We start from the raw sequence: 20,329 nt of genomic DNA, 5'->3' as shown, positions 1-20,329 counted from the left end.
CCAGTTCCTATGATCGGCTGCAGCGGACCCCGGAAGGTAGAGTTTAATCACTTGACGGAGGTGTTTTGCGCCTCCCTTCGCCGCTGTCACGGCCCTACCACTCTATCCTGCGGCCGTCATAGGCGAAGAACTGCCCTGTCTGGGCGGGCGTAAGTCCATCTATCGTTGCCAGGAGACTTGCTGCGGCGTGTTTCGGTGAAAAGCGCTCCCGGCCCTTTGAAAAGGCCTGCGAGAGATCAGTATCCACCGTGCCCGGATGGAGCGCCACCACGATGGACTGAGGATGGGTACGCGCGATTTCGATCGCCGCGGTTCGGATTATCTGGTTCTGGGCGGCCTTCGATGCCCTGTAGGAAATCCAGCCGCCCAGTCTGTTGTCTCCTATCGATCCGACGCGTGCGGACAGCGAGGCAAAAACGCACCGTTCCTCCCGTTTCAGAAGCGGCGCAAAATGCTTCAGCAGCAGGGCTGGTCCGATCGAATTGACAGCGAACTGTTTGGCCATTTGGGAAGGATCAATCGCCTTGATCGTCTTTTCCGGTCCGACGCCATCGATCGTCAGCGCACCCGTTGCATTAAAGACCAGATCGAACGAGCCGCGCTGATCTGACAGACGGCTGACAGCCCCGGCGACACTCGCCTCGTCGGTGATATCAAGATCACCTCCACTGCGCGAGAGTGGCAGGGCGAGCGCGCAACGAGGATCTGTCTGAAGAAGAGACAGCAAAGCCCCTCCTATGCCGCCGGATGCCCCTATCACGATCGCCCTGTAACCATTTGCGAGGGAATGCAGCATCGTCAGGGTCCTTTAGCGCTGAGCTGGAAACTCAAGCTTGTTGACGTCGTAACCCAGCTTGCGCGTTTCTGCGATCATTCTTTGAAGTTTGCTTTTGGAGGGAACGCTTCTGGCGTAGATCCACACGTCATCCGTGGAGGGATTGGCGCTGATGAACCACGATTTGTCCGGGGATTTATACAGGACCCAATAGTTGAAAGTGATGAGGAGAGGATAGCGAACCCGCATCTTTGCATTCGCAGAACCGAAGTCCTCTATCTTGCCGACGCCCCTGATGGTTTTCAGCCGGCCCTGCGGAGTGTCGACCCGGCAGCCGTCTTCCACCAGAACCTCGTTTGCAGTCCTGCCCTGCCGGTATGTCGAATAGCCGGCGACGCAGCCGTCCGTGAGCAGCATCGGCATACGGCCAATCTCAAGCCACGTGCCGCGGTAATGATCGCTCCCAACCGGCACCGGCTTTGGGCTGGCGGCGGAAGCGGATTGCGCCGATAGCGCAACCGCAAGCGTTAGCGCTCCGATCAGCTGCTTGATACCTGTGTGCATGAACTCCTCCTGTTGATGGCGCCCATAGGTCCAGGTATCCGCCCGCCTTTGCGGCATACCCCACAGCGATGAAAGACGAACGCTGGCGGCATAGAACGCATCCGCGTCAGAAAGCGTTGCACACGCAGGCCCGTTCAGGCCATCGGCAAACCCTATTTCGCTGATGGTCCTGCGATAACGGATTTCGCCCTGATGCGAGCGGCCTTTCTGTAGGCTCGAGGTGTAAGCCCCATCTCCATCCGAAAGTAACGATTGAAGTTCGACAGGTTGTTGAAGCCCGCCTCGAAACAGACATCCGTAATCGATGTCTCGGTCTCCGCAAGCAGGGTTCTCGCGCGCCACACACGCACCGAACGGCTATAGTCGGAGAAGTTCATGCCGGTCAGGCGCCGGAAGGCACGCGAAAATGCGGAGGGCTCGAAGCCGACCAGTTCTGCCACTTCCTGCATTTGCGCGGCAGGATTCGATTGCAGTATCTGGATCGCCTGATCGATCCTGCGATGTCTGCGGTCAGACACCTGATTATAAACGGATATGAAGTGTTCGCTGGCGAGCAGCCGCTTCTCGGCGGCTGTTTCGATATCCTCGAGGATTTCCAGAAAAAGACCCAGTCCGCCGCGGTGTCCTGCCGAATGCAGCCTGAGGATCTTTGCCCCGATAGTGAACGCGTCTTCCCCCAGAACCTCGATCCCGCGTTGCGCCAGGGGTTTCAGTCGGTAGAGCACGTCAAACTCCGGACAGACCGAGCGGACGCCAATCAAGGCATCCGCGTCGAACTGCAGGACCATGTCACGGCCGGGCAAGGCCGGCGCGCCCGGTGTAATCCAGTTATGGGGAAGGTTTGTCCCCGTGAGCACCAGATGCCCCGGACGGAACGAACCGATGTAGTCTCCCACATAAGCGAAGCCGGTAGCATCAGGTATGAAGTGAATTTCCCATTCGGGATGATAGTTCCAGATGCAGATCGGGTTGGGATAGTCGTCCCGGCGGATCAGATAGGAAGCGCCTCTGGGCAAGACGATCTGCTCGCGCGTGGCGGTGAAGGTCTCAGATACTGATTGAGGAAAGTCTGATGCAATACGCATTCATCTGCTCATGTTATGGCGTACAAATGTCAAGATAATACCAGTTCTGTGACTGACGCCAACTAGTTTGCGCCCGTCGCTTGCGCAAATCTGGACGCGTCGATGGCACGGGAGTTGCCACCAAGGGAGGACATCATGACACTCAATGCTCTCCGCGCAGGCTGCGCGGTTGTTGCCCTATTTGCCGCGTCCAGCGCGTTTGCCGCCGCACAATGCACGAGCGACGTGCGCGTTCTGGCACAGCCGCGCGACGGACTGACCCTTCTCGAAAAATATGTCGACGAGTTCGAAGAACTGTCCGGCGCAGGCTTCGAGATCAGCTATCTCAACGAGAATGATCGCCGCGCAAAGTCGCAGGCCGACGCCTCGACAGTCGGTAGCTTCAACGTCTATTACGTTGACGAAGCCAATCTGGCGCTTTTTGCCTCGTCAAAGTGGATCGTTCCGCTCGAAGGCTTTTACCCGGCAGAATACGACTACAAGGACTTCGACGCCGGCATGCGCGCCGCTGCGACCTACGACGGCAAGGAATGGTTTGCACCGGTACAGGGCGGCGGCGACCTGATGGTCTATCGCTCCGACCTTCTGGAAAAGGCGGGCATCGCCCCGCCAAAGACATGGGACGAATATTTTGCCGCCGTGAAGAAGCTGCATGACCCGGCCAATGGCGTCTACGGCACTGCGCTGCGCGGTCAGCGCGGTTCAGGCGCCAATGTCTGGCGCTGGATGCCCTTCTTCAAGGCAAATGGCGGCGAGTGGTTCAAGGATGGCAAGCCTGCCTTCAATTCCGATGCGGCCGTAAAGGCGACCGAGACCTATCTCGAGCTCTTCAAATATTCCGCACCGGGCACGCAGACCGGCTCCTGGGACGAGTCCACCGGCGCTTTCCGCTCCGGCAAGGTGGCGATCATCATCGAATCCGCACCTCTTGGCGGCATGTCCGTCGATAAGGCCCAGAGCCAGGTTGCGGACAAGGTCGCTTTCTCGGTTCCGCCGTCGCCGCTGCCCGGCGCCGGTTACGCCCATGGTTTTGCGATTGCTTCCAAGGCCAACAAGACTGACGAGGAGAAGGCCTGCGCCGGTCTCTTCGTTGCCTGGGCGACATCCAAGGAACAGGAAGCACGCCGCCTCGCCGCCGGCCAGCCGGGCGAACTGACGCGCACCAGCACCTACCAGAGCCCGGAATATGCCAAGACCTTCGGCCAGAACCTTGCCGATGCCATGGCCGCGACCGGTGAAAAGACCACCGTGACCTTCTGGCAGGATGCGCGCTGGCAGGAACTGGGCAACCAGTGGGGCATCATGCTCGAAGAGCTGATCACCGGCAGCCGCACCGATATCAAGGCGACGCTCAACGAACTCGAAGCTTTCGCCGCCAAACTCTGACGCCTCCCAAGCCGTCTGAAGGGCGCGTCCAGTGACGCGCCCCCTTTTCCCCACCCGAGGATCTGCCATGCGCCGCGGCCGCTCGCTGCCTTACGTCTTTCTTGGACCCACTCTCAGCATCCTGATCGTTCTGGCGCTCGTGCCGACGGTCTACGCCATCAACATCTCCCTGCAAAACCGCACGCTGTCTGCGCCCGACGCGGACTACGTCTGGTTTGCCAATTATGCCGCGCTGTTTTCAGATGCACGTTTTCTGAACGCGCTTTGGGTGTCGTTCAAGTGGGAGGTCATCAGCGTCTCAATGACCATGGTGACCGGGCTTGCTCTCGGGATTGCGATGTTCGAGGCCGCAAGCCCTCGCGTACGAAACGTTCTCTGCGTGCTTTTCATCATTCCCGTTCTTTTGCCACGGGTTTGCGCCGCTTTCGTCTGGAAATTCGCCTTTCATCCGCTCTACGGCGCCTTGACCTGGCCGGTCAGGGAACTCACCGGCATTACGCCCGATATTCTGTCGACACCCCTCGGCGCCCTTCTTGCCGTTGCCTTCGTTGATGTCTGGCAGTGGGGTTTGTTCTTTGCAGTCATCATCCTGAAGCTTCTGGAATCCCTGCCGCCGCAGCCGCTGGAAGCCGCACGTATCGATCGCGCGAGCCGCTTCGAAATCCATCGTTTTGTAACGCTTCCGATGCTGAAAGCGCCCTTGATCAGCCTGCTCCTCGTCAAGGCTATCGAGAGCCTGCGTTCCTTCGATCTCGTCTACGTCATGACGCGCGGTGGTCCCGGCATCTCTACCGAGACGCTGGACATGTACGCCTATTCGCAGGGCTTCATCGAAGCCGGCAAGATTTCGTACGCCTCCTCCATGGCTGTCATCATGATGGTCCTGACCATTGTCACCTTTACCTTTACGTGGAAGAGGCTGAACCGATGAAAGTCTCCACTTTCTTCCTCAGGGTGTTGCTGGTTCTGGCCGCCGCACTTGTCGTGCTGCCGCTGCTTTGGACCCTGCTCAACGCTTTCAAGACCAATGCCGACCTGCTGGTATCGACGCCTAAACTCGTCTTCCAGCCTGTCCTCGACAATATGAGCTATGTGCTCAATCGCCGTTCGGTCGCGCGCGCGCTCACCAACTCGTTGATCATCTGCTCGAGTGCGGTCGTCCTCGGCGCAGTACTCGGTGTGCCCGCCGCCTATGTGATTGCCCGATTCAAGAACAGGATCACGGCGGAAGCGCAGTTTTTTGTCCTGTCGCTCCGTTTCCTGCCGCCCGTCGCAATCGCCATTCCCATGCTGGTCATCTGGCTTGGTCTTGATCTCTACGACACGAGACTGTCGCTGATCGTGACCTATCTCATCGTCACTGCTTCAATAACCATATGGCTTTCCGTGCCGGCTTTTGAGCGCGTCAGCCTACACGTTGAAGAGGCTGCCCGGGTGGATGGACTTGGTCCCTATGCGACGTTCTTCCGCATCGCCCTGCCAATTGCCCGTTTCCAGGTCTTTGGCGCGGTCGCCTTCTCATTCGTTCTTGTATGGAACGAGTTCCTGCTTGCCATGATGCTCACGACCTCGAAGGCGAAAACCCTGCCGATCATCGCGTCCGAAATGTCGCAGCTCGGCATGAACGTGCCGTGGGGCATCCTCAACGCCGCCGTCGTCCTCTTGTCGCTGCCGCCACTGATCCTGCTCGGCGTGCTTGCAGGTGGCCTCAATGCCGCATTTTCCAAGAAAACTGATCAAGGTTGACTGACCCATGAAAGCACTTGTCCTCGAACGTGTCGGCGAACTTTCCCTGCGCGACATCGAAATTTCTCAGCAATTGGGGCCGGATGACGTTCGCATTCGTCTGCATACCGTCGGTGTCTGCGGCAGCGACGTGCATTATTATACGCACGGGCGCATCGGTGACTTCGTCGTCAATGAGCCAATGGTGCTCGGCCACGAGGCCGCGGGGACCGTCATCGAGACCGGAGCGAACGTAACGCATTTGAAGCCCGGCGACCGCGTCTGCATGGAGCCCGGCATTCCCGATCCGAAATCTCGCGCGTCGCGGCTCGGCCTCTACAATGTTGATCCCGCTGTCACCTTCTGGGCGACGCCACCGGTGCACGGTGTGCTTTGCCCCGAAACGGTTCATCCGGCGAGTTTCACCTACAAGCTGCCGGACAATGTCTCCTTTGCCGAAGGGGCGATGGTCGAACCATTTGCCGTGGGCATGCAGGCGGCCGCCCGGGCCAACATCACGCCTGGCGATACCGCGGTCGTTACCGGCTGCGGGACGATCGGCATCATGGTGGCGCTCGCCGCTCTGGCCGGTGGCTGCTCTCGGGTGTTCATTTCGGACATTTCCGCGACCAAGCTCAAACTTGCCGAAAGCTATGGTGGCATAACCGGTGTCAACCTGAAGGAGGTTGATCTCGTTCAGACGGTCAATGAGGAAACCGAAGGTTGGGGAGCGGACATAGTCTTCGAATGCTCGGGCGCGCCGGCTGCGGTCCGGGATCTCTTCAAGGTCGTCCGCCCAGGCGGAACGGTTGTTATCGTCGGCCTGCCGCCGGAACCCGTCGCCGTGGACCTTGCAGCAGCCTGCTTCCGCGAATGCCGTATCGAGACGGTTTTCCGCTACGCCAACGTATTCGATCGCGCTTTGGCGCTGATTGCCGCCGGCAAGGTTGACCTGAAACCATTGGTCTCCGGCACCTATGCCTTCGATCAATCGATTGCCGCTTTCGAGAGGGCGGCCGAAGGCCGGCCGGAAGATGTGAAGCTGCAGATCGTGATGAATGGGGAGACGCATTGATGGCCACCGTCGAATGCCGGGGAATCCGGAAAGTCTATGGTTCGCTGGAGGTCATGCGGGATTTTGACCTCAAGATCGATAACCACGAATTCGTCGTCTTTCTCGGACCGTCAGGCTGCGGGAAATCCACCATGCTGCGAATGATTGCCGGGCTTGAGGAAATTTCCGGCGGAGATCTTCTCATCGGCGGCGAGCGGATGAACGACCGCGACCCCGGCGACCGGGGCATCGCCATGGTGTTTCAGAATTATGCGCTGTACCCTCATATGAGCGTACGGGACAACATCACCTTCGGGCTCGAGAGGGCCGGTATTGGAAAGTCCGCAATCGATCAGCGTCTCGCACCCGTGGTCAATGCGCTGGGACTTGGCGTCTACCTTGCGCGCAAGCCCACGGAACTGTCGGGCGGACAGCAACAGCGTGTGGCGATTGCCCGCGCCATGATCAAGACGCCGGAAGTTTTTCTCTTCGACGAGCCGCTTTCGAACCTCGACGCAAAGCTGCGGGGCAGTCTGCGTGTTGAAATCGCACGGCTCCACAAGGACCTGAAAACGACGAGCATCTACGTCACTCATGACCAGCTCGAAGCCATGACGCTTGCCGATCGTATCGTCCTCATGAAAGACGGACGGATCGAGCAGATGGGCACGCCTGAAGAGATTTACCAGACACCACGAACCATCTTTGCCGCAGGCTTCATCGGCACTCCGAACATGAATTTCCTGCAATTGCAGATGACGCCGGAGGGCGTCGGCGACGATCTCGTGAAGTTTGCTGCCCCTGCTGGTCTGCGCTCCGGTGAGGTCACCGTCGGGATCAGGCCGGGATCATTCCGCTTGAACCACGATGCCAAGGCGTTTCGTGGAACCGTTGAGCGCAATGAGTTCCACGGCGAGACACGCCTTATCTGCCTCAAGAATGATCGCCACGAGATCAACATTTCCGTGCCCGCCGAGATACGACCAGCAATTGGCGAAATAATCGGAGTCGAAGTCGCCTCTTCTGATATTCACGTCTTTGATCCCGGATCGGGCCTGAGACTGAATTAACCGTGGTGACACCGGCCCAGGATGGCGGCGTGCCGCGCAATGGAACGCCTGTGATGCAGCTCAGGCGGTCCATCGGGTTCCACTTTCTCCCATCCATCCGTCGGTCGATCACCCGGAAAGCACCCGGATTTCAACGAAGTGACGCAGAAAGAGCGAAAAGCGAAAGCGTCGTCGGAATCTCCGACGTGAAACGGCGCGCTGGTCGCCTGCGCCGTTCAGTTGCTGGAGCTTGGTGCGCTCGTGGCTTTCGTTGCCTTCCCGGTCAGATATCGACGAGAAGACCTTTGGCCTTCAAGACAGGTTCAAGATTACTGACTTCAATAACGGATTTTCCCTGCTTGTAGGCCTCGATATAGCCCGCCTCGGCATCTTCGCGAACCCGGGATAGCCGGGCGGTTTCCTGGGCGTCTTCCCGACGCACGACCACGAGACCATCGGCATCACCGACGATGATGTCTCCGGGATTGATAATCTCACCGCCAACGATGATGCTGTCGTTCACGGCGGCAATGGTTTCCTTTACAGTTCCCTTGATGCAGACGCTGAGCGAGAATACCGGAAAGCCAAGTTCTCTCAATTGCAGGGTATCGCGGACACCGGTGTCGGTAACCAATCCGCCGATCCCCTTTGCCAGGCAGGCATTGGCAAGCACATCGCCGAAAGAACCGGCTTCTTCATACTCGCCTGCGGAAACGACGATGATATCGCCCGGTGTGGCGTAGTTGATAGCAAGCTGCAACATGATGTTGTCGCGGGGGGCGCATTTGACCGTAAATGCGGGTCCGCACAGCTTCATCCGGTGATCAACGGGTTTAAGCCGCGATGACAGCGCGCCCCTGCGTCCCTGCGCCTCATGAATGGTGGCTGGCGAAAACTGCGAAAGTGCTTCGATGTCGGCCTTGCCCGGCCGCTCTGCTATATCTTTTATGTGGATCATAAGACCTCCCACGGTAAGGCCTGCGGCGAGAGCATCCCGCCGCCTGCAATGAATGTTTCGTCTGGTGGAGTTCTTGCCCGAGAGCAACTCGGGGCAGGATCAGGGAATGGGATCGAACTTCAGTTCGGACAGCGGAACGACCTTGTCGGTGCGGGCCATTTTGTATTCAGTATTCGGGCCGAGCCACTTGTCCCAGATCTTGTTGATCTCGCCGTTAGCATCCAGCTTGCGAAGCACTTCATTGACCTTCGCAGTTAGCTTCGGATTATCCTTCGCCATACCGATGCCGATCGGCTGATACAACATCGGCTCCTCGATCATGCGCATTGGCTTACCCTTGGTTTTGGACTCGTTGACGAACTTGGTCGTCGTCATGGTGTTGGCTACCATGCCGCGTGCCTTACCCTGCTGAACGGCGAGGTAGGCGGAGGCTGTGTCCTGGAACGTCAAGGGCTCCGACTTGTTGAGCTTGATCGACATTTCCGAGGTCGAGCCCTTCGTCGAGGCCACACGCTGACCTTCATAATCGGCCTTCTTTTGTCCGGCATCGTCAACGGGAACGATCAGCATTTCCTTGGCGAGGTAATATGGATCGCTAAACTGGATCTGCTCGGCGCGGCTTTGCGTGTAAGCAAGGTTGGCGACGGTAATGTCGACACGCCCGAGCTTGACCTCTGGGACACGCGCCTCGACCGAAACCGGCTTGATTTCAGCCTTCACGCCCAGTTCTCTAGCAATCGCATTGCAGAGGTCGACATCAAATCCGGCCATTTCGCGAGTTTTGGGGTCGGGCGCAGCAAAGGGCACAACGTCCGCAAAAGTGGCGCAACGCAGCACCTTGTTGTTCAAGATGGTGTCCAGCTGGTCGGCTGACGCGGGTGCGGCAAGTGCCGTACCGGCGATGATCGCTGTGAGTGTCAGGCATTTCCAGTTCATGTCTCGTTCTCCTCTTATGGTTGATTATGTATCAGTGACGCAGGTCGGCCAGAAACCGCTGCGCACGCGGATGGCGTGGTGTGGTGAAAAACTCCTGTGGCGTCGTCTTCTCCAGGATTTCACCGGCATCAATGAACCAGATGCGGTCTGCGACATCTCTCGCAAAGCCCATTTCATGGGTGACGCACAGCATGGTCATCCCTTCGGCGGCAAGGCCCTTCATGACGGCCAGTACCTCGCCGACCATTTCGGGGTCGAGTGCACTGGTGGGCTCATCGAACAGCATCACGGGCGGCTCCATGGCAAGAGCGCGAGCAATCGCGACACGCTGCTGCTGGCCGCCGGATAGTTGCCCGGGGTAAGCTCCCGCCTTGTCGGAAAGGCCAACGCGTTCGAGAAGCTGCAACGCCTTGGAGCGGGCAACATCCGCCGCCACGCCTTTGACGCGGATGGGTGAAATTGTGATGTTTTCCAGCACCGAGAGATGCGGGAATAGATTAAAACTCTGAAAAACAAACCCGACGCGGCTGCGCAGCAGATTAAGCTCTCTGGTTTTCGTCGCAGCGTGAATATCCTGGCCATCGAGCGTAATTGAACCGCTATTGATTTCCTCCAACCGGTTGACCGTGCGGATCAGCGTGGATTTGCCAGAACCGGACGGGCCGCAGATAACGACAACTTCGCCCCGAGCGACGTCGGCGTCGATATTCTTCAAAACCTGATAGTCGCCATAGCTTTTGCAGACATTGGCAATGCGGATCGTCTGCTGTGTCGAGGATGCTGAAGTGGTCATGGCTGCTCCGTGATGATTTTGGCTTGAGCCATTGCTGCCTGTTGCGTGCGGGCCACCACGCCGGCGCGGCGTCTGGCGATGCGGCGTTCGACCGAATTGGCGAGATAGGTGAGGCTCCAGCAGATCGCGTAATAAACGACGGCGAGGATCAGGAAGACCTGGAATGGCTGCGTGAGAAGCTGGTTGTTCACCTGGCTTGCCGCGAATGTCAGGTCTGGCACATTGATGACGTAACCCAGCGTCGTGTCTTTGATTGTCGCGACGAAGGTGGAAATCATGCTCGGGATCATGTTGTACAGCGCCTGCGGCAGAATGATGAAGCGCATCGCGCCCATATAACTGTGGCCAAGGGCTCTTGCGGCATCCAACTGGCCTTCGCCCAAGGCTATGATCCCTGCTCTTACGACCTCACTGAGGAACGCTCCCTGATAGACGACCAGCGTCACCAGCATGATCATGAAGCTTGGCACGTCCGCCCCGGTCCAAAGCGGAATAAGGAAGTAGGTCCACAGGATGAGCATCAGCAGCGGTACGCCGCGGGTAACGTAAACGAGCGCCGTGACCGGCCACCGCAACAGACGCCATTTGGACAGACGCGCAAGCGCCATGAGAATGCTGACGGGGAACGCCAGGACGATGGCAAGCGCCGACAGGATGACCGTATTCGCAAGACCGCCCAGCGGACCGTTAGGATACTGGCCGATCAGCAGCAGCAACCAATGATCTTGAATAATGGTAATGATGTCGCCGATCATGCGCGGGCCCTCGTCGCGGGATCGAGCCGCATGGAAAGATAAGCGCCGGCCGCCATGATGAGCAGTGAAATCGCAAGGTAGAGCACCGTCCCGACGAGGTAGATCTCGAACGTCTGGAAACTGAGATTTTCGATTTCCTTGATGGCGTGGGTCAGTTCAGACGCACCGATCACCAATGCCAGACTGCTGTTCTTGAAAAGCGAGACGCTATGATTGATAAGGGGTGGCAAGGCATTCCGCACCCCTTGCGGCATGATGACGAAACGCATCGCAGACAGATAGCTGTGGCCGAGCGCTTTTGCTGCCTCCATCTGGCCGGGGCCGACAGAGCGGAGGCCGGAACGCAAATCTTCGCTGAAATAAGCGGCCTGACAGAGGCCAAGTCCCACAACCGCAAAAATCGACTCTGCATTATGATTTATTAGCCAGTTCGATAGACCCGACGGGAGCAGGGTGAATATGCCGAAGTACCACAGCATGAGCTGCACCAGCGTCGGGACATTGCGGTGATACGACACATAAGCCGCCACGAGGCGGTCACCGAACCGGAAGGGTGAGAACCGGATGCACAGGAGAATAAGCGCCAGGGCCATGGCCAGCGACCACGACCCAAAGAAGATGACAAACGTCATCTCAAGACCGTGCGCCAGCATTCCCAGATATTCGGGATTGCTGAGTATTGCCGAAAGATCAAAGCCGTTCACGGCTTTTGCTCCCCGGCGTTGCAGGCTTCATTGACGTCCTGCGGTCTGGCCGTCTGCAGACCGCCCATCACCTGCAGGGTGGGCGTGATTTCCATATGGCCGATATTGACGGCAACCGGTGCGGCGATAGCAAAAGCAATCGCATCCGCAATGTCTTCCGGCTTTGGCAGTTCGAAACCGTCGATGAAGCGTTCACGCACGCTCGGGTCGTCGCCATGGACATGATTGAAGATATCTGTCGCAACGCGGCCGGGGCAGACTTCTGTTACACGGACGCGTTTGCCGAATGCGTCGATCCGCAACTGGTTCGACAACATGGCAACACCCGCCTTCACCGCATGATAGGTGGAATTGCCGCCGAAATTGTAGTTTCCGGCAATCGAGGAAATATTGATGACGTGCCCGCGGTCACGCTCCACCATGCCGGGCACCACCAGCCGGCAAAGATGCAGGACGGCACGAAGGTTTACATCGACAAGGAGATCGATATCTTCGGCGTCGGCCTGAAGAAATTTTTTGGGCCGATCGACACCGGCATTGTTGACCAGAATGTCAAACTGCATGGTATCGACAAGCGCGCTCATGGCGGCGCGATCGGTGACGTCGATGGCGTGCGCTACACAGCCAGTGCGCTTTGCCAGATCGTGGAGAGCAGCGGCGCTTCGGGCAACCGCGTGAACTTCGATATTTTCCCTGCGAAGTCGTTCAACGACTGCGGCGCCGATACCTGAAGAAGCGCCCGTGATGAGTGCGGTCTTGTAGTCGGAGAAAGGCATTATGATCCCCTTTTTGTTGTCATGGACATTAGCGAAGCTTTTTGTGCTTGCCCAAGACCGATTACTTTTGAGGTAATAAGCAAGTTTTATGGAGTGTCTGAGAGGCCTTCCTGTTTGAAATATAACAACGATCCCGGAGTCTGCGCTCTTTCCTCCGAGGCCGTGGCCACATTGCAAATCAGGGGATTGGATGTAAGCTGCTTCGACAACAATACAGTCGCATCAGCATGGACATCAGACGCTTAAAATCCTTCATCGTAATCGTTGATAGCGGCAGCATCACCCGGGCGGCCGATATCTTGCATCTCGCCCAACCGGCACTTAGCCAGCAGCTTGCGGCGCTGGAGGATCACTTTGGCCAGAAACTGCTGATCCGCAGCCAACAGGGCGTCACCATGACGGATGCGGGTCAGGCCGTGTATCGACATGCACAAATCATCCTGCGCCAGATGGAACAGGCACAGGCTGACGCCGCGGCGGCCGGCACCTCGATTGCCGGACGCGTCTCCGTAGGTCTCGTGCCTTTCAGCAGCGCAGCAACCCTTTCAATTGACCTGCTCGCCGAGACCCGGAAGCGGCATCCGGGCATCCTCATCCACCTGACGGAAAGCGTCGGGCAGGCATATAGCCAAATGATCATGAACGGCCGCCTGGAATTGGCGTTAATCCACGGAACAGGGCCCATCAAGGGGGTAAAGTTCCAGCCCCTTCTCACCGAAGAGTTCTTTCTGGTCGCCCATCGCGATTTTGGATTCGATGCCGATGCAAAGCCGGTGCCCATCGCATCGCTGGACGGTATGCCGATGCTGATGCCACCGATCTACAATTTCGTCCGTCGCGCCGTGGAAACTTCGTTCACACGAAGCAGGATCAATCTCAAGGTCGTCGCCGAAATCGAAACGGTGAGGACGCTGGTCCAGGCTGTCGCCATGGGTCTAGGCGCAAGCATCATGCCCAAGGCGATTGCCGATCGGATTGTTTCCGAAAGCAATCAACCGATCGTCTGCCGGCCATTATCACCGCGGATCGAAGAGACATTGTCGCTCTGCATGTCCGACCAGACCTCGCTGTCGGAGCCCGCCTTCGCCGTGAAGGATATATTGATGGAACTGGCGGAGAAACTGAAGCTCTGACCGCCGGGCTCGTTGCCCCGCAGAGCGGGGCAACGGCATCGTGATTACCGCATGTCGTGGCAAAACTGCGAAATGCGGGCACATCCCTCCTTCAGCATATCCATGCTCGTTGCATAGGAGATGCGGAAATAAGGGCTCATGCCGTAAGCCGCCCCCTGGACAGTGGCAACGTGGTGTTCATCAACCAGTGCCATGACGAAATCGACATCGCTTTCAATCTTTCGGCCACCCTTTGTGGTCTTGCCGATGAGGCCGGCCATGTTCGGATAAAGATAAAAGGCGCCTTCCGGCCTGTGGCACCGGAGACCGTCAATCGCCGCCAGGTTGCTCAACACGAAGTCACGGCGTTCACTATAGATGGCAGCGCGTTCCTTCAGCAGATCCTGCGGGCCGTCCAGTGCGGCAATAGCCGCAGCCTGCGAAACGGTCGCGATACCGCCGCTATTCTGCCCGTTGACATTGCTGATCGCCGAAATCAGCTCCCTGGAGCCGCTGGCGCAATAGCCCAGCCGCCAGCCGGTCATCGCATAGGCTTTAGAAACACCGTTCATCGTCAGAACACGATCGTAAAGGCGGGGCTCTACATCGGCGATGGTACCGAACTCAAACCCGTCATAGACAAGATGCTCGTAGATGTCGTCAGTCAATATCCAAACATGCGGATGCCGCAACATCACATCGGCAATCGCCGCCATCTCGCGCCGGGAGCAGGCCGCACCCGTCGGATTGTTCGGAAAGTTCAGGAGGAGCCATTTGGTCCGGGGAGTGATCGCGGCTTCCAGATCCTCCGGACGAAGCTTGAAACCCGTTGCCTCGACACAGGGAACGGCCACCGGTACGCCGCCTGCAAATTTGACGATGTCCGCGTAGCTGACCCATGACGGGCTTGGGATGACAACCTCGTCGCCGGGATTGCAGGTTGCCAACATCGCATTAAAAATCACCTGCTTACCGCCGCCCGATACAATGATCTGGCTGGCATCATAGATAAGGTTGTTGTCGCGCTTGAACTTGCGGGCAATCGCAGCCTTCAGCTGCGGTGTACCGTCCATTGGCGGGTATTTTGTCTGCCCACTCAGTGCGGCCTCATGCGCCGCCTCGACTGCGTGTGCGGGCGTCGGAAAATCAGGCTCGCCGGAGGAAAGGCTGACCACCTTTATACCCTGCGCCGATAGTTCTCTGGCGCGCTGCGTCATGGCGGCGGAGGCGGAAACGGAAACGTTTTTCAGTCGATCGGCTGTAGAGGGCATCAGGGTGATCTTTCACTGGGATATGGAACCGGGGCCACGTAGAGCCCATTAGGATGCAAGTTCGGAGGCTGGCGCGAGAATGGCGCCAGAGGCGAGGATTTCGCTGCGCACAATACCTGCAAGCTCCAGCGAACCCGGCGTGTCGCTATGGACAAGAATAGAGCGGGCGGGCATGGGGATGATTGCGCCGTCGATTGTTTCGACGGTCTGCTCTTTCAGGAAACGCCGAACGCGGGTACGCACCGAAACCTCATCCTTCACGAGAGCACCAGGAAGCCCGCGCGCGACGAGGCCGCCTTTGGCGTCATAGGCACGGTCAGCAAGAAATAACGCAAGCGTCTTCAGACCGGTGCGCCTGGCAGCGCGATCGATTTCGCTTCCCGGCGTTACGAACACCACGAGCTTCGGGTCTACTGAAAAAACCGCACTCATCATCACATCCGCCAGCACCGGGTCACGATTGACCATGTTTCCCATTGCCGCATGGAAACTGAGATGACCAACGGTCATGCCCTCGCCCCGCGCAATAGCAATGAGCGCGCCAAGCTGGTAAAGCATCTGCTGACGCAGCTCATCCGCCTGGAAAGAGATTTCGCGCCGGCCGAAGCCGGCCCTGTCGGGCAAGCCCGGATGCGCACCGATACCGACCCCGTTCGCCTTCGCCAGTCGAACCATCCGCGCCATGGTATCGTGGTCGCCTGCGTGAAAGCCGCAGGCGATATTTGCCGATGAAACCAGCTTCATCATCGCCTCATCATCGCACAGCCGGTAGGGTCCAAAACCTTCGCCCATATCCGAATTGAGATCGATCTTCATCATGGTTTCTCCGATTTCGTCAGGCCATCGCTTTCAAGGCACGCTTCACCATCGGCGCAGTTTGCCTGATATCCTCGATATACGCGGCAACCGCCTTCTCCACCCTGCGCGCTTCGTCATGGCTCGACCTGACAAATCTGATCGTCGCGCCGGGCCGCGCCTGCCCAAGCCGCCAGAGATCTGCCTCGATCACACCGGCGATTTTCGGGTAGCCACCGGCAGTATTCGCGTCACTCATCTGGATGATCGGCTCACCGCCAGGTGGAACCTGAACGACACCGGGCACCACACCATGCGAGCGCATTTCCACCGTCATAACGGGCTTGATCGGGTCGCCGGTTAGCCGATAGCCGGTACGATCGCTCCGTGAGGAAATACGCCATTCCCGGCCCCAGAAGGCCTCTGCGTCTTCGCCAAAAAGATGGTGCTCGCCGGCGGGGATGGCACGGACCTGCAGCACACCTTCGAGGACGGGGGGAAAGGCATCTGCCATTGCCCGCAAGGGCGTCACCGCAGCAAGTCCATCCGTGGGCAGGGGCAGCCCGTCCCCGTCCACGCCCAACAGCAGAATGTCGCCCGTGGTCAACGATCTGCCTTCGACACCGCCGAAGTTGCCCCGCAAAGCAGTGCTGCGCGACCCCATCAACAGCGGCACGTCCACGCCGCCTGCGAAGGCGATGTAGGCACGCGCCATCTTCGGAGGGTGGCGCAGTTCCAGAACGTCTCCTCCATGGGCCTGCCGGGCAGACCAGGACAACTGCTCTTTTCCGTTCAGCAGATAAACACCGTCTGCCCCGGTGACAGCGAATACGCTCGGTACTGTAAAGCGCAGCTTGAACGGAAAAGTCTGCACCTCGACGGTGGCGGAGCCGGCCGGATTGCCAACGAGGATGTTACCGATGCTGGCAGCGAGTGGATCCATCGCGCCGCCAGCCGAAACGCCGATATCCCGAAAGCCGGGGCGGCCGAGATCCTGTACGGTGTTGAAGGGACCTGTCTCGACAATCTCCATCATAGCTCGATCCTTTCAGGAATGAAGCGAACAATATCGCCAGGGGCGAGCAGTGCCGGGGTTGCCGAAGCCGGATCGAACATCTGCAAGTCGGCATAACCAATGGAATTCCAGCCATTGGGACCCGTAAGCATTGCCACCCCGGTCTGCATGCCCCCTATCGTGACGCAGCCCTTTTCCATTCTGATTGATGGCACCGTCTTTCGCGGCATGTAGATCCGGGCGTCCAGACCATGGAGATAACCAAAACCGGGAGCGCTCCCCAGCGCGAAGACGCGATACGTAGCCTGATGATGAATGCGGACGACCTCCCGGTCACTTAACCCTGAAAAATCGCAGAGGGCCGCGAGGTCGGTCGCATGTTCCCCGCCATAATGAACGGGAATCTCGTGCGTTTTACCCGCGAGATCGAGAGCTGTCGCATTGTCCCACGCATCGAGGAGGCGCTCTACAATGGCCTGCGGATTTTCGGGTGTGTCCTCTAGAATGGTCAACAGGTTGGTCATGCCGGGAATGACCTCAGCCACCTCAGGCCAGACGCCCACCACCCGAGACAACGCCCAGATCAAACGCTGCGCAGGCAGGTCGAATTCACCCGGCGCCTCGAGAAGAAAAGCCCGCGAGCCGATAAACGAAATCCTGGCCTGTCCCGCTGCAAGGGGCCGCACCTCATGGCGCGACGAGAGGTTGTGTGATGGCACGCTCATGACTGAAGCTCAATTTCGAAAAGGGGGTCTCCGAAGCCCACCAGCGCACCATGCTCCGCAAGCTGACGGGTTACGGTACCAGCCCGACCGGTGGTAACGGGAACAAGGATGTGGCCAATGCGGACCGAGCCCAACGCCTGGCCGATTTTTTTGTTGGATATAAATGGATCTTCGCCATCGGCTTCAGATGCGTGAAAATGGCCGGCAATCGGAGCTTTGACGACGGCTCTGGATGGTTCGGTTTTCTGTGAAGGCAACGTCGCTGAAGGCTTTGCCGCCTTGCCGCATGAAGAAACGACAAGGCGAATTTCGCAGCCGGGAGCGCTGATTTCCAAGCCGTCTACCCTGGCATCCGCCAGCATCTCGGTCAGCGCCGCCAGAACAGCCGGATCGGTAAAATCAAGCTTGCTCATGATGCGCTCCAGGCTTCAAGCCATTGCTCAAGATAATGAATGTCCGTTTCCCCTTCTGAAAAACCGGGATCCTGAAAGAGGGATTGAAGAAGAGCTAGATTGCTGGAGATACCGTCCAGGCGCGTCTCGGCCAGCGCATGCCTCATCTTCGCCATGGCCTCGGCGCGGCTCGGTGCATGCACGATCAGTTTTGCGATGAGAGAGTCGTAATAGGGCGAGACGCGGTAGCCGCTGTGGATGTGTGTATCGACCCTGACGCCGTCCCCTTCGGGCCACGAAAGATCGGTGATCACACCGGCGGAAGGGAGAGCTGTCTTTGGGTCCTCCGCGTTGATACGGCACTCGAAGGAGTGCCCTTCGCAAACTATATCTATCTGGCGCAGCGGCAGCCGCTCATCCTGCGCGGACCTAATCTGCGCCTGCACGATATCGATGCCGCTCGTCATCTCAGTGACGGGATGCTCGACCTGAAGGCGCGTATTCATCTCGATAAAGTAGAACTTGCCATCTTCGTAAAGAAACTCGAAGGTGCCGACCCCGCGATAGCCAATTTGTCGACAGGCTTTCACGCAAGCGAGCCCGACGGGCTCGACGATCTCCGCGGTGATGCCCGGCGCAGGCGCCTCCTCCACCACCTTCTGATGGCGGCGTTGCATGGAGCAGTCGCGATGGCCGAGCCATACAGCGTTACCATACCTGTCGCACAATACCTGGATTTCGATATGTCGTGGATGCAGGAGGAATTTTTCCATATAGAGGTCGGCATTACCGAACGCCTGCCGCGCCTCTTCGCGTGTGACGGTGAACGCCTCATTCAACTCACTTGGGCCATGTACCACACGCATTCCCCGCCCGCCGCCGCCACCAGCGGCCTTGATGATGACCGGGTAGCCGATATCCGCAGCAATCTGGGAAACAAGCTCACCGTCATCGGGCAAAGCCGCGTCAGGGCCGGGCACACAGGGAACGCCTGCAGCGATCATTGCACGCTTTGCGGCAATCTTGTCTCCCATCGTCGCAATGGCGCATTCATCGGGGCCAATGAAGACCATTCCCGCATTCTCGACGGCCCGCGAGAAAGCGGCGTTTTCGGAGAGAAATCCATAGCCGGGATGAATCGCGTCCGCGCCGGTAAGGCGGGCCGCGAGGAGGATCGCGTCCCTATTGAGATAGCTCTTGCTCGCATTGGCCGGGCCGATACACAGAAAACCGTCTTCCGTCTCGCTAGAGGAGGCGTTCCTGTCCGCTTCCGAGCAAATTGTGACTGTCTTTAAACCCAAGGCGTGGCAGGCTCGGCGAATCCGAACGGCTATCTCCCCACGATTGGCAATGAGTACTGTATCGAAGAGCGGGCGGGGAACGGCAGAATTCTCGCGCATCAGGCGATCTCCGCCAGAAGTTCATCTACGTCTACCTCGCCACCATCCGTGGCAGTAAGGTAAGTAACGCGACCCGCGCATGGCGCAGCAATCTTATTGAAGACTTTCATCGCTTCGATAATGAAAAGTGTCTGTCCCGCTTCCACCGTGTCGTCATGTTCCACAAAGGGACCTTCGCCTGGAGCGGGAGCGCGGTGGAGAATGCCAAAAACCGGCGCGCGGATTGCCCTGCCCCGAACGGTACGTTCTTCCAACATCTGCGCGATAGACGGTTGCACGTCCTCGTTCTGTCTTTCTGGCGTCGCTTTAGCGACGTCACCTACCGTTTTGAATATGCGAACCGTGACACCGTCTTCGGTCACGAACAGACTACTAACGGGCGACTTTCCAACAAAATCGATCAATGTTTTTATTTTTGGCAGGTCCATTATCATACTCAACAGTGTTGGGAGCCGCTTGAGCGAACCACCGGGCATGGCGGATCGTCATCGGCACACATGCCAACTTACGCGAAGGACACACCGATGGGGTCAAAGGAATTTTTGATGGGTGACAGCAATTCCACGTCGCCGTTCGAGTTGGATCGTAGTCCACCGCGAAGGCGACAGAGGTCTGAGTCATTGCGGGTTGCAGAGCGGAGCCGCTGTCCCGGTCGAAATTTCGGAAGACCCGCGCTTTTTAAGGATTGACGCGGGAGACCGGCCGGATTGCTTGCCGTAAACAATTCAGGTCCTATTTAATACACCATCTCGCCCGCTGCCGCCTACTCATCTGACATCCGCTCGTCCCATTCCGGTGTCGCCGGCGTCTTGATATTAAACTGGTCGCGCGCACAGGCATGCCGGACCATTCGGCCGACAGCATCCACTTTCCGGATGCCGTGAGACTATGCTTTATCTGTTTTGTCTTTGGATTGTTGTTTTGGTTGCGGGGGCAGGATTTGAACCTGCGGCCTTCAGGTTATGAGCCTGACGAGCTACCGGGCTGCTCCACCCCGCGTCCAGCGCATTCGGCAAGGCCGAATGTCGCGGTTACGTCGTTGCTTTAGCGACGACGGAT

At 58.2% G+C, this 20,329-nt stretch carries 22 protein-coding genes and 1 tRNA gene; 6 read left to right on the top strand and 17 right to left on the bottom strand.

Features of this window, described 5'->3' with window-relative positions; genetic code table 11:
* Positions 1–94: 94 nt before the first annotated feature.
* The 3 genes from K7A42_RS02290 to K7A42_RS02280 form a co-directional block, all read right to left on the bottom strand.
* Positions 95–796, bottom strand: coding sequence for an SDR family NAD(P)-dependent oxidoreductase (locus K7A42_RS02290; RefSeq protein WP_162719226.1), 702 nt, complete (start codon positions 794–796; stop codon positions 95–97).
* Positions 797–808: 12 nt separating this feature from the next.
* Positions 809–1,339: a lipocalin family protein gene (locus K7A42_RS02285; protein WP_022563512.1), complete on the bottom strand. Its 531-nt coding sequence runs from the start codon at positions 1,337–1,339 to the stop codon at positions 809–811.
* 152 nt (positions 1,340–1,491) lie between these two features.
* On the bottom strand, positions 1,492–2,424 hold the full coding sequence (locus tag K7A42_RS02280) for an AraC family transcriptional regulator (RefSeq protein ID WP_006698722.1): 933 nt from the start codon (positions 2,422–2,424) through the stop codon (positions 1,492–1,494).
* A gap of 135 nt (positions 2,425–2,559) precedes the next feature.
* Here K7A42_RS02280 and K7A42_RS02275 point away from each other — a divergent pair, with 135 nt between their 5' ends.
* The 5 genes from K7A42_RS02275 to K7A42_RS02255 all read left to right on the top strand — a co-directional run bounded on the left by K7A42_RS02275 (position 2,560) and on the right by K7A42_RS02255 (position 7,659).
* A complete protein-coding gene (locus K7A42_RS02275) occupies positions 2,560–3,810 on the top strand; it encodes an ABC transporter substrate-binding protein (protein ID WP_112555450.1) in 1,251 nt (416 codons plus the stop codon).
* 67 nt (positions 3,811–3,877) lie between these two features.
* Entirely contained in the window at positions 3,878–4,741 is an 864-nt protein-coding gene (locus K7A42_RS02270; protein ID WP_004438055.1) for a carbohydrate ABC transporter permease, read from the top strand.
* Positions 4,738–5,556 carry a carbohydrate ABC transporter permease gene (locus K7A42_RS02265; protein WP_006698723.1) on the top strand — a complete coding sequence of 273 codons (819 nt, stop codon included), beginning with the start codon at positions 4,738–4,740 and terminating at the stop codon, positions 5,554–5,556. Before K7A42_RS02270 ends, K7A42_RS02265 begins: the two co-directional genes overlap by 4 nt.
* Before the next feature lie 7 nt (positions 5,557–5,563).
* On the top strand, positions 5,564–6,610 hold the full coding sequence (locus K7A42_RS02260) for an NAD(P)-dependent alcohol dehydrogenase (protein WP_112555449.1): 1,047 nt from the start codon (positions 5,564–5,566) through the stop codon (positions 6,608–6,610).
* The gene (locus K7A42_RS02255; RefSeq protein ID WP_112555448.1) at positions 6,610–7,659 is read left to right on the top strand and encodes an ABC transporter ATP-binding protein; all 1,050 of its coding nucleotides are present in this window, start codon (positions 6,610–6,612) and stop codon (positions 7,657–7,659) included. The genes K7A42_RS02260 and K7A42_RS02255 overlap by 1 nt, the downstream gene beginning before the upstream one ends.
* Before the next feature lie 262 nt (positions 7,660–7,921).
* Here K7A42_RS02255 and K7A42_RS02250 read toward each other — a convergent pair whose 3' ends face one another.
* From K7A42_RS02250 to K7A42_RS02225, 6 genes are all read right to left on the bottom strand, one after another.
* Positions 7,922–8,596: a 4-carboxy-4-hydroxy-2-oxoadipate aldolase/oxaloacetate decarboxylase gene (locus K7A42_RS02250; RefSeq protein WP_004438040.1), complete on the bottom strand. Its 675-nt coding sequence runs from the start codon at positions 8,594–8,596 to the stop codon at positions 7,922–7,924.
* Positions 8,597–8,695: 99 nt separating this feature from the next.
* Positions 8,696–9,532 carry an ABC transporter substrate-binding protein gene (locus K7A42_RS02245; protein WP_112555447.1) on the bottom strand — a complete coding sequence of 279 codons (837 nt, stop codon included), beginning with the start codon at positions 9,530–9,532 and terminating at the stop codon, positions 8,696–8,698.
* A 31-nt stretch (positions 9,533–9,563) separates the two neighbouring features.
* Positions 9,564–10,325 carry an amino acid ABC transporter ATP-binding protein gene (locus tag K7A42_RS02240; RefSeq protein WP_112555446.1) on the bottom strand — a complete coding sequence of 254 codons (762 nt, stop codon included), beginning with the start codon at positions 10,323–10,325 and terminating at the stop codon, positions 9,564–9,566.
* Positions 10,322–11,080 (bottom strand): amino acid ABC transporter permease, encoded by a 759-nt coding sequence (locus K7A42_RS02235; protein ID WP_044459730.1) that lies wholly within the window; start codon positions 11,078–11,080, stop codon positions 10,322–10,324. Before K7A42_RS02235 ends, K7A42_RS02240 begins: the two co-directional genes overlap by 4 nt.
* Positions 11,077–11,784 carry an amino acid ABC transporter permease gene (locus tag K7A42_RS02230; RefSeq protein WP_004438031.1) on the bottom strand — a complete coding sequence of 236 codons (708 nt, stop codon included), beginning with the start codon at positions 11,782–11,784 and terminating at the stop codon, positions 11,077–11,079. The genes K7A42_RS02235 and K7A42_RS02230 overlap by 4 nt, the downstream gene beginning before the upstream one ends.
* On the bottom strand, positions 11,781–12,560 hold the full coding sequence (locus tag K7A42_RS02225) for an SDR family oxidoreductase (protein WP_004438030.1): 780 nt from the start codon (positions 12,558–12,560) through the stop codon (positions 11,781–11,783). Before K7A42_RS02225 ends, K7A42_RS02230 begins: the two co-directional genes overlap by 4 nt.
* Positions 12,561–12,787: 227 nt before the next feature.
* On the opposite strand from K7A42_RS02225, the gene nac reads away from it, so the two are divergent.
* On the top strand, positions 12,788–13,693 hold the full coding sequence (gene nac / locus K7A42_RS02220) for a nitrogen assimilation transcriptional regulator NAC (protein ID WP_004438029.1): 906 nt from the start codon (positions 12,788–12,790) through the stop codon (positions 13,691–13,693).
* A 44-nt stretch (positions 13,694–13,737) separates the two neighbouring features.
* Here nac and K7A42_RS02215 read toward each other — a convergent pair whose 3' ends face one another.
* From K7A42_RS02215 to K7A42_RS02180, 8 genes are all read right to left on the bottom strand, one after another.
* Complete coding sequence (locus K7A42_RS02215) at positions 13,738–14,943, bottom strand: pyridoxal phosphate-dependent aminotransferase (RefSeq protein ID WP_044459727.1); 1,206 nt, start codon at positions 14,941–14,943, stop codon at positions 13,738–13,740.
* A 48-nt stretch (positions 14,944–14,991) separates the two neighbouring features.
* Positions 14,992–15,759 (bottom strand): 5-oxoprolinase subunit PxpA, encoded by a 768-nt coding sequence (locus K7A42_RS02210; RefSeq protein WP_004438027.1) that lies wholly within the window; start codon positions 15,757–15,759, stop codon positions 14,992–14,994.
* A gap of 19 nt (positions 15,760–15,778) precedes the next feature.
* Positions 15,779–16,774, bottom strand: a complete 996-nt coding sequence (locus K7A42_RS02205) for a biotin-dependent carboxyltransferase family protein (RefSeq protein WP_112555444.1) — start codon at positions 16,772–16,774, stop codon at positions 15,779–15,781.
* Positions 16,771–17,478 carry a 5-oxoprolinase subunit PxpB gene (gene pxpB, locus K7A42_RS02200; protein ID WP_044459725.1) on the bottom strand — a complete coding sequence of 236 codons (708 nt, stop codon included), beginning with the start codon at positions 17,476–17,478 and terminating at the stop codon, positions 16,771–16,773. The genes K7A42_RS02205 and pxpB overlap by 4 nt, the downstream gene beginning before the upstream one ends.
* A complete protein-coding gene (locus K7A42_RS02195; protein ID WP_022563502.1) occupies positions 17,475–17,891 on the bottom strand; it encodes an acetyl-CoA carboxylase biotin carboxyl carrier protein in 417 nt (138 codons plus the stop codon). The genes pxpB and K7A42_RS02195 overlap by 4 nt, the downstream gene beginning before the upstream one ends.
* Complete coding sequence (locus tag K7A42_RS02190) at positions 17,888–19,270, bottom strand: acetyl-CoA carboxylase biotin carboxylase subunit (RefSeq protein ID WP_174151630.1); 1,383 nt, start codon at positions 19,268–19,270, stop codon at positions 17,888–17,890. Before K7A42_RS02190 ends, K7A42_RS02195 begins: the two co-directional genes overlap by 4 nt.
* Complete coding sequence (locus K7A42_RS02185; protein ID WP_112555440.1) at positions 19,270–19,698, bottom strand: acetyl-CoA carboxylase biotin carboxyl carrier protein; 429 nt, start codon at positions 19,696–19,698, stop codon at positions 19,270–19,272. Before K7A42_RS02185 ends, K7A42_RS02190 begins: the two co-directional genes overlap by 1 nt.
* A gap of 494 nt (positions 19,699–20,192) precedes the next feature.
* Positions 20,193–20,269, bottom strand: a tRNA-Met gene (locus tag K7A42_RS02180).
* Positions 20,270–20,329: the final 60 nt, after the last annotated feature.

It is taken from the genome of Agrobacterium sp. InxBP2, from assembly GCF_026191755.1.
GTDB lineage: Bacteria > Pseudomonadota > Alphaproteobacteria > Rhizobiales > Rhizobiaceae > Agrobacterium > Agrobacterium pusense.
The sequence above is the reverse complement of the archived record's forward strand: the minus strand, read 5'-3'. Positions and strand labels throughout refer to the sequence as shown.

What these genes read in the sequence shown, in the direction of transcription:
- K7A42_RS02290 (WP_162719226.1), bottom strand. Translation starts at nt 796, where the DNA reads ATGCTGCATTCCCTCGCAAATGGTTACAGGGCGATCGTGATAGGGGCA.
- K7A42_RS02285 (WP_022563512.1), bottom strand. Translation starts at nt 1,339, where the DNA reads ATGCACACAGGTATCAAGCAGCTGATCGGAGCGCTAACGCTTGCGGTT.
- K7A42_RS02280 (WP_006698722.1), bottom strand. Translation starts at nt 2,424, where the DNA reads ATGCGTATTGCATCAGACTTTCCTCAATCAGTATCTGAGACCTTCACC.
- K7A42_RS02275 (WP_112555450.1), top strand. Translation starts at nt 2,560, where the DNA reads ATGACACTCAATGCTCTCCGCGCAGGCTGCGCGGTTGTTGCCCTATTT.
- K7A42_RS02270 (WP_004438055.1), top strand. Translation starts at nt 3,878, where the DNA reads ATGCGCCGCGGCCGCTCGCTGCCTTACGTCTTTCTTGGACCCACTCTC.
- K7A42_RS02265 (WP_006698723.1), top strand. Translation starts at nt 4,738, where the DNA reads ATGAAAGTCTCCACTTTCTTCCTCAGGGTGTTGCTGGTTCTGGCCGCC.
- K7A42_RS02260 (WP_112555449.1), top strand. Translation starts at nt 5,564, where the DNA reads ATGAAAGCACTTGTCCTCGAACGTGTCGGCGAACTTTCCCTGCGCGAC.
- K7A42_RS02255 (WP_112555448.1), top strand. Translation starts at nt 6,610, where the DNA reads ATGGCCACCGTCGAATGCCGGGGAATCCGGAAAGTCTATGGTTCGCTG.
- K7A42_RS02250 (WP_004438040.1), bottom strand. Translation starts at nt 8,596, where the DNA reads ATGATCCACATAAAAGATATAGCAGAGCGGCCGGGCAAGGCCGACATC.
- K7A42_RS02245 (WP_112555447.1), bottom strand. Translation starts at nt 9,532, where the DNA reads ATGAACTGGAAATGCCTGACACTCACAGCGATCATCGCCGGTACGGCA.
- K7A42_RS02240 (WP_112555446.1), bottom strand. Translation starts at nt 10,325, where the DNA reads ATGACCACTTCAGCATCCTCGACACAGCAGACGATCCGCATTGCCAAT.
- K7A42_RS02235 (WP_044459730.1), bottom strand. Translation starts at nt 11,080, where the DNA reads ATGATCGGCGACATCATTACCATTATTCAAGATCATTGGTTGCTGCTG.
- K7A42_RS02225 (WP_004438030.1), bottom strand. Translation starts at nt 12,560, where the DNA reads ATGCCTTTCTCCGACTACAAGACCGCACTCATCACGGGCGCTTCTTCA.
- nac (WP_004438029.1), top strand. Translation starts at nt 12,788, where the DNA reads ATGGACATCAGACGCTTAAAATCCTTCATCGTAATCGTTGATAGCGGC.
- K7A42_RS02215 (WP_044459727.1), bottom strand. Translation starts at nt 14,943, where the DNA reads ATGCCCTCTACAGCCGATCGACTGAAAAACGTTTCCGTTTCCGCCTCC.
- K7A42_RS02210 (WP_004438027.1), bottom strand. Translation starts at nt 15,759, where the DNA reads ATGAAGATCGATCTCAATTCGGATATGGGCGAAGGTTTTGGACCCTAC.
- K7A42_RS02205 (WP_112555444.1), bottom strand. Translation starts at nt 16,774, where the DNA reads ATGATGGAGATTGTCGAGACAGGTCCCTTCAACACCGTACAGGATCTC.
- pxpB (WP_044459725.1), bottom strand. Translation starts at nt 17,478, where the DNA reads ATGAGCGTGCCATCACACAACCTCTCGTCGCGCCATGAGGTGCGGCCC.
- K7A42_RS02195 (WP_022563502.1), bottom strand. Translation starts at nt 17,891, where the DNA reads ATGAGCAAGCTTGATTTTACCGATCCGGCTGTTCTGGCGGCGCTGACC.
- K7A42_RS02190 (WP_174151630.1), bottom strand. Translation starts at nt 19,270, where the DNA reads ATGCGCGAGAATTCTGCCGTTCCCCGCCCGCTCTTCGATACAGTACTC.
- K7A42_RS02185 (WP_112555440.1), bottom strand. Translation starts at nt 19,698, where the DNA reads ATGGACCTGCCAAAAATAAAAACATTGATCGATTTTGTTGGAAAGTCG.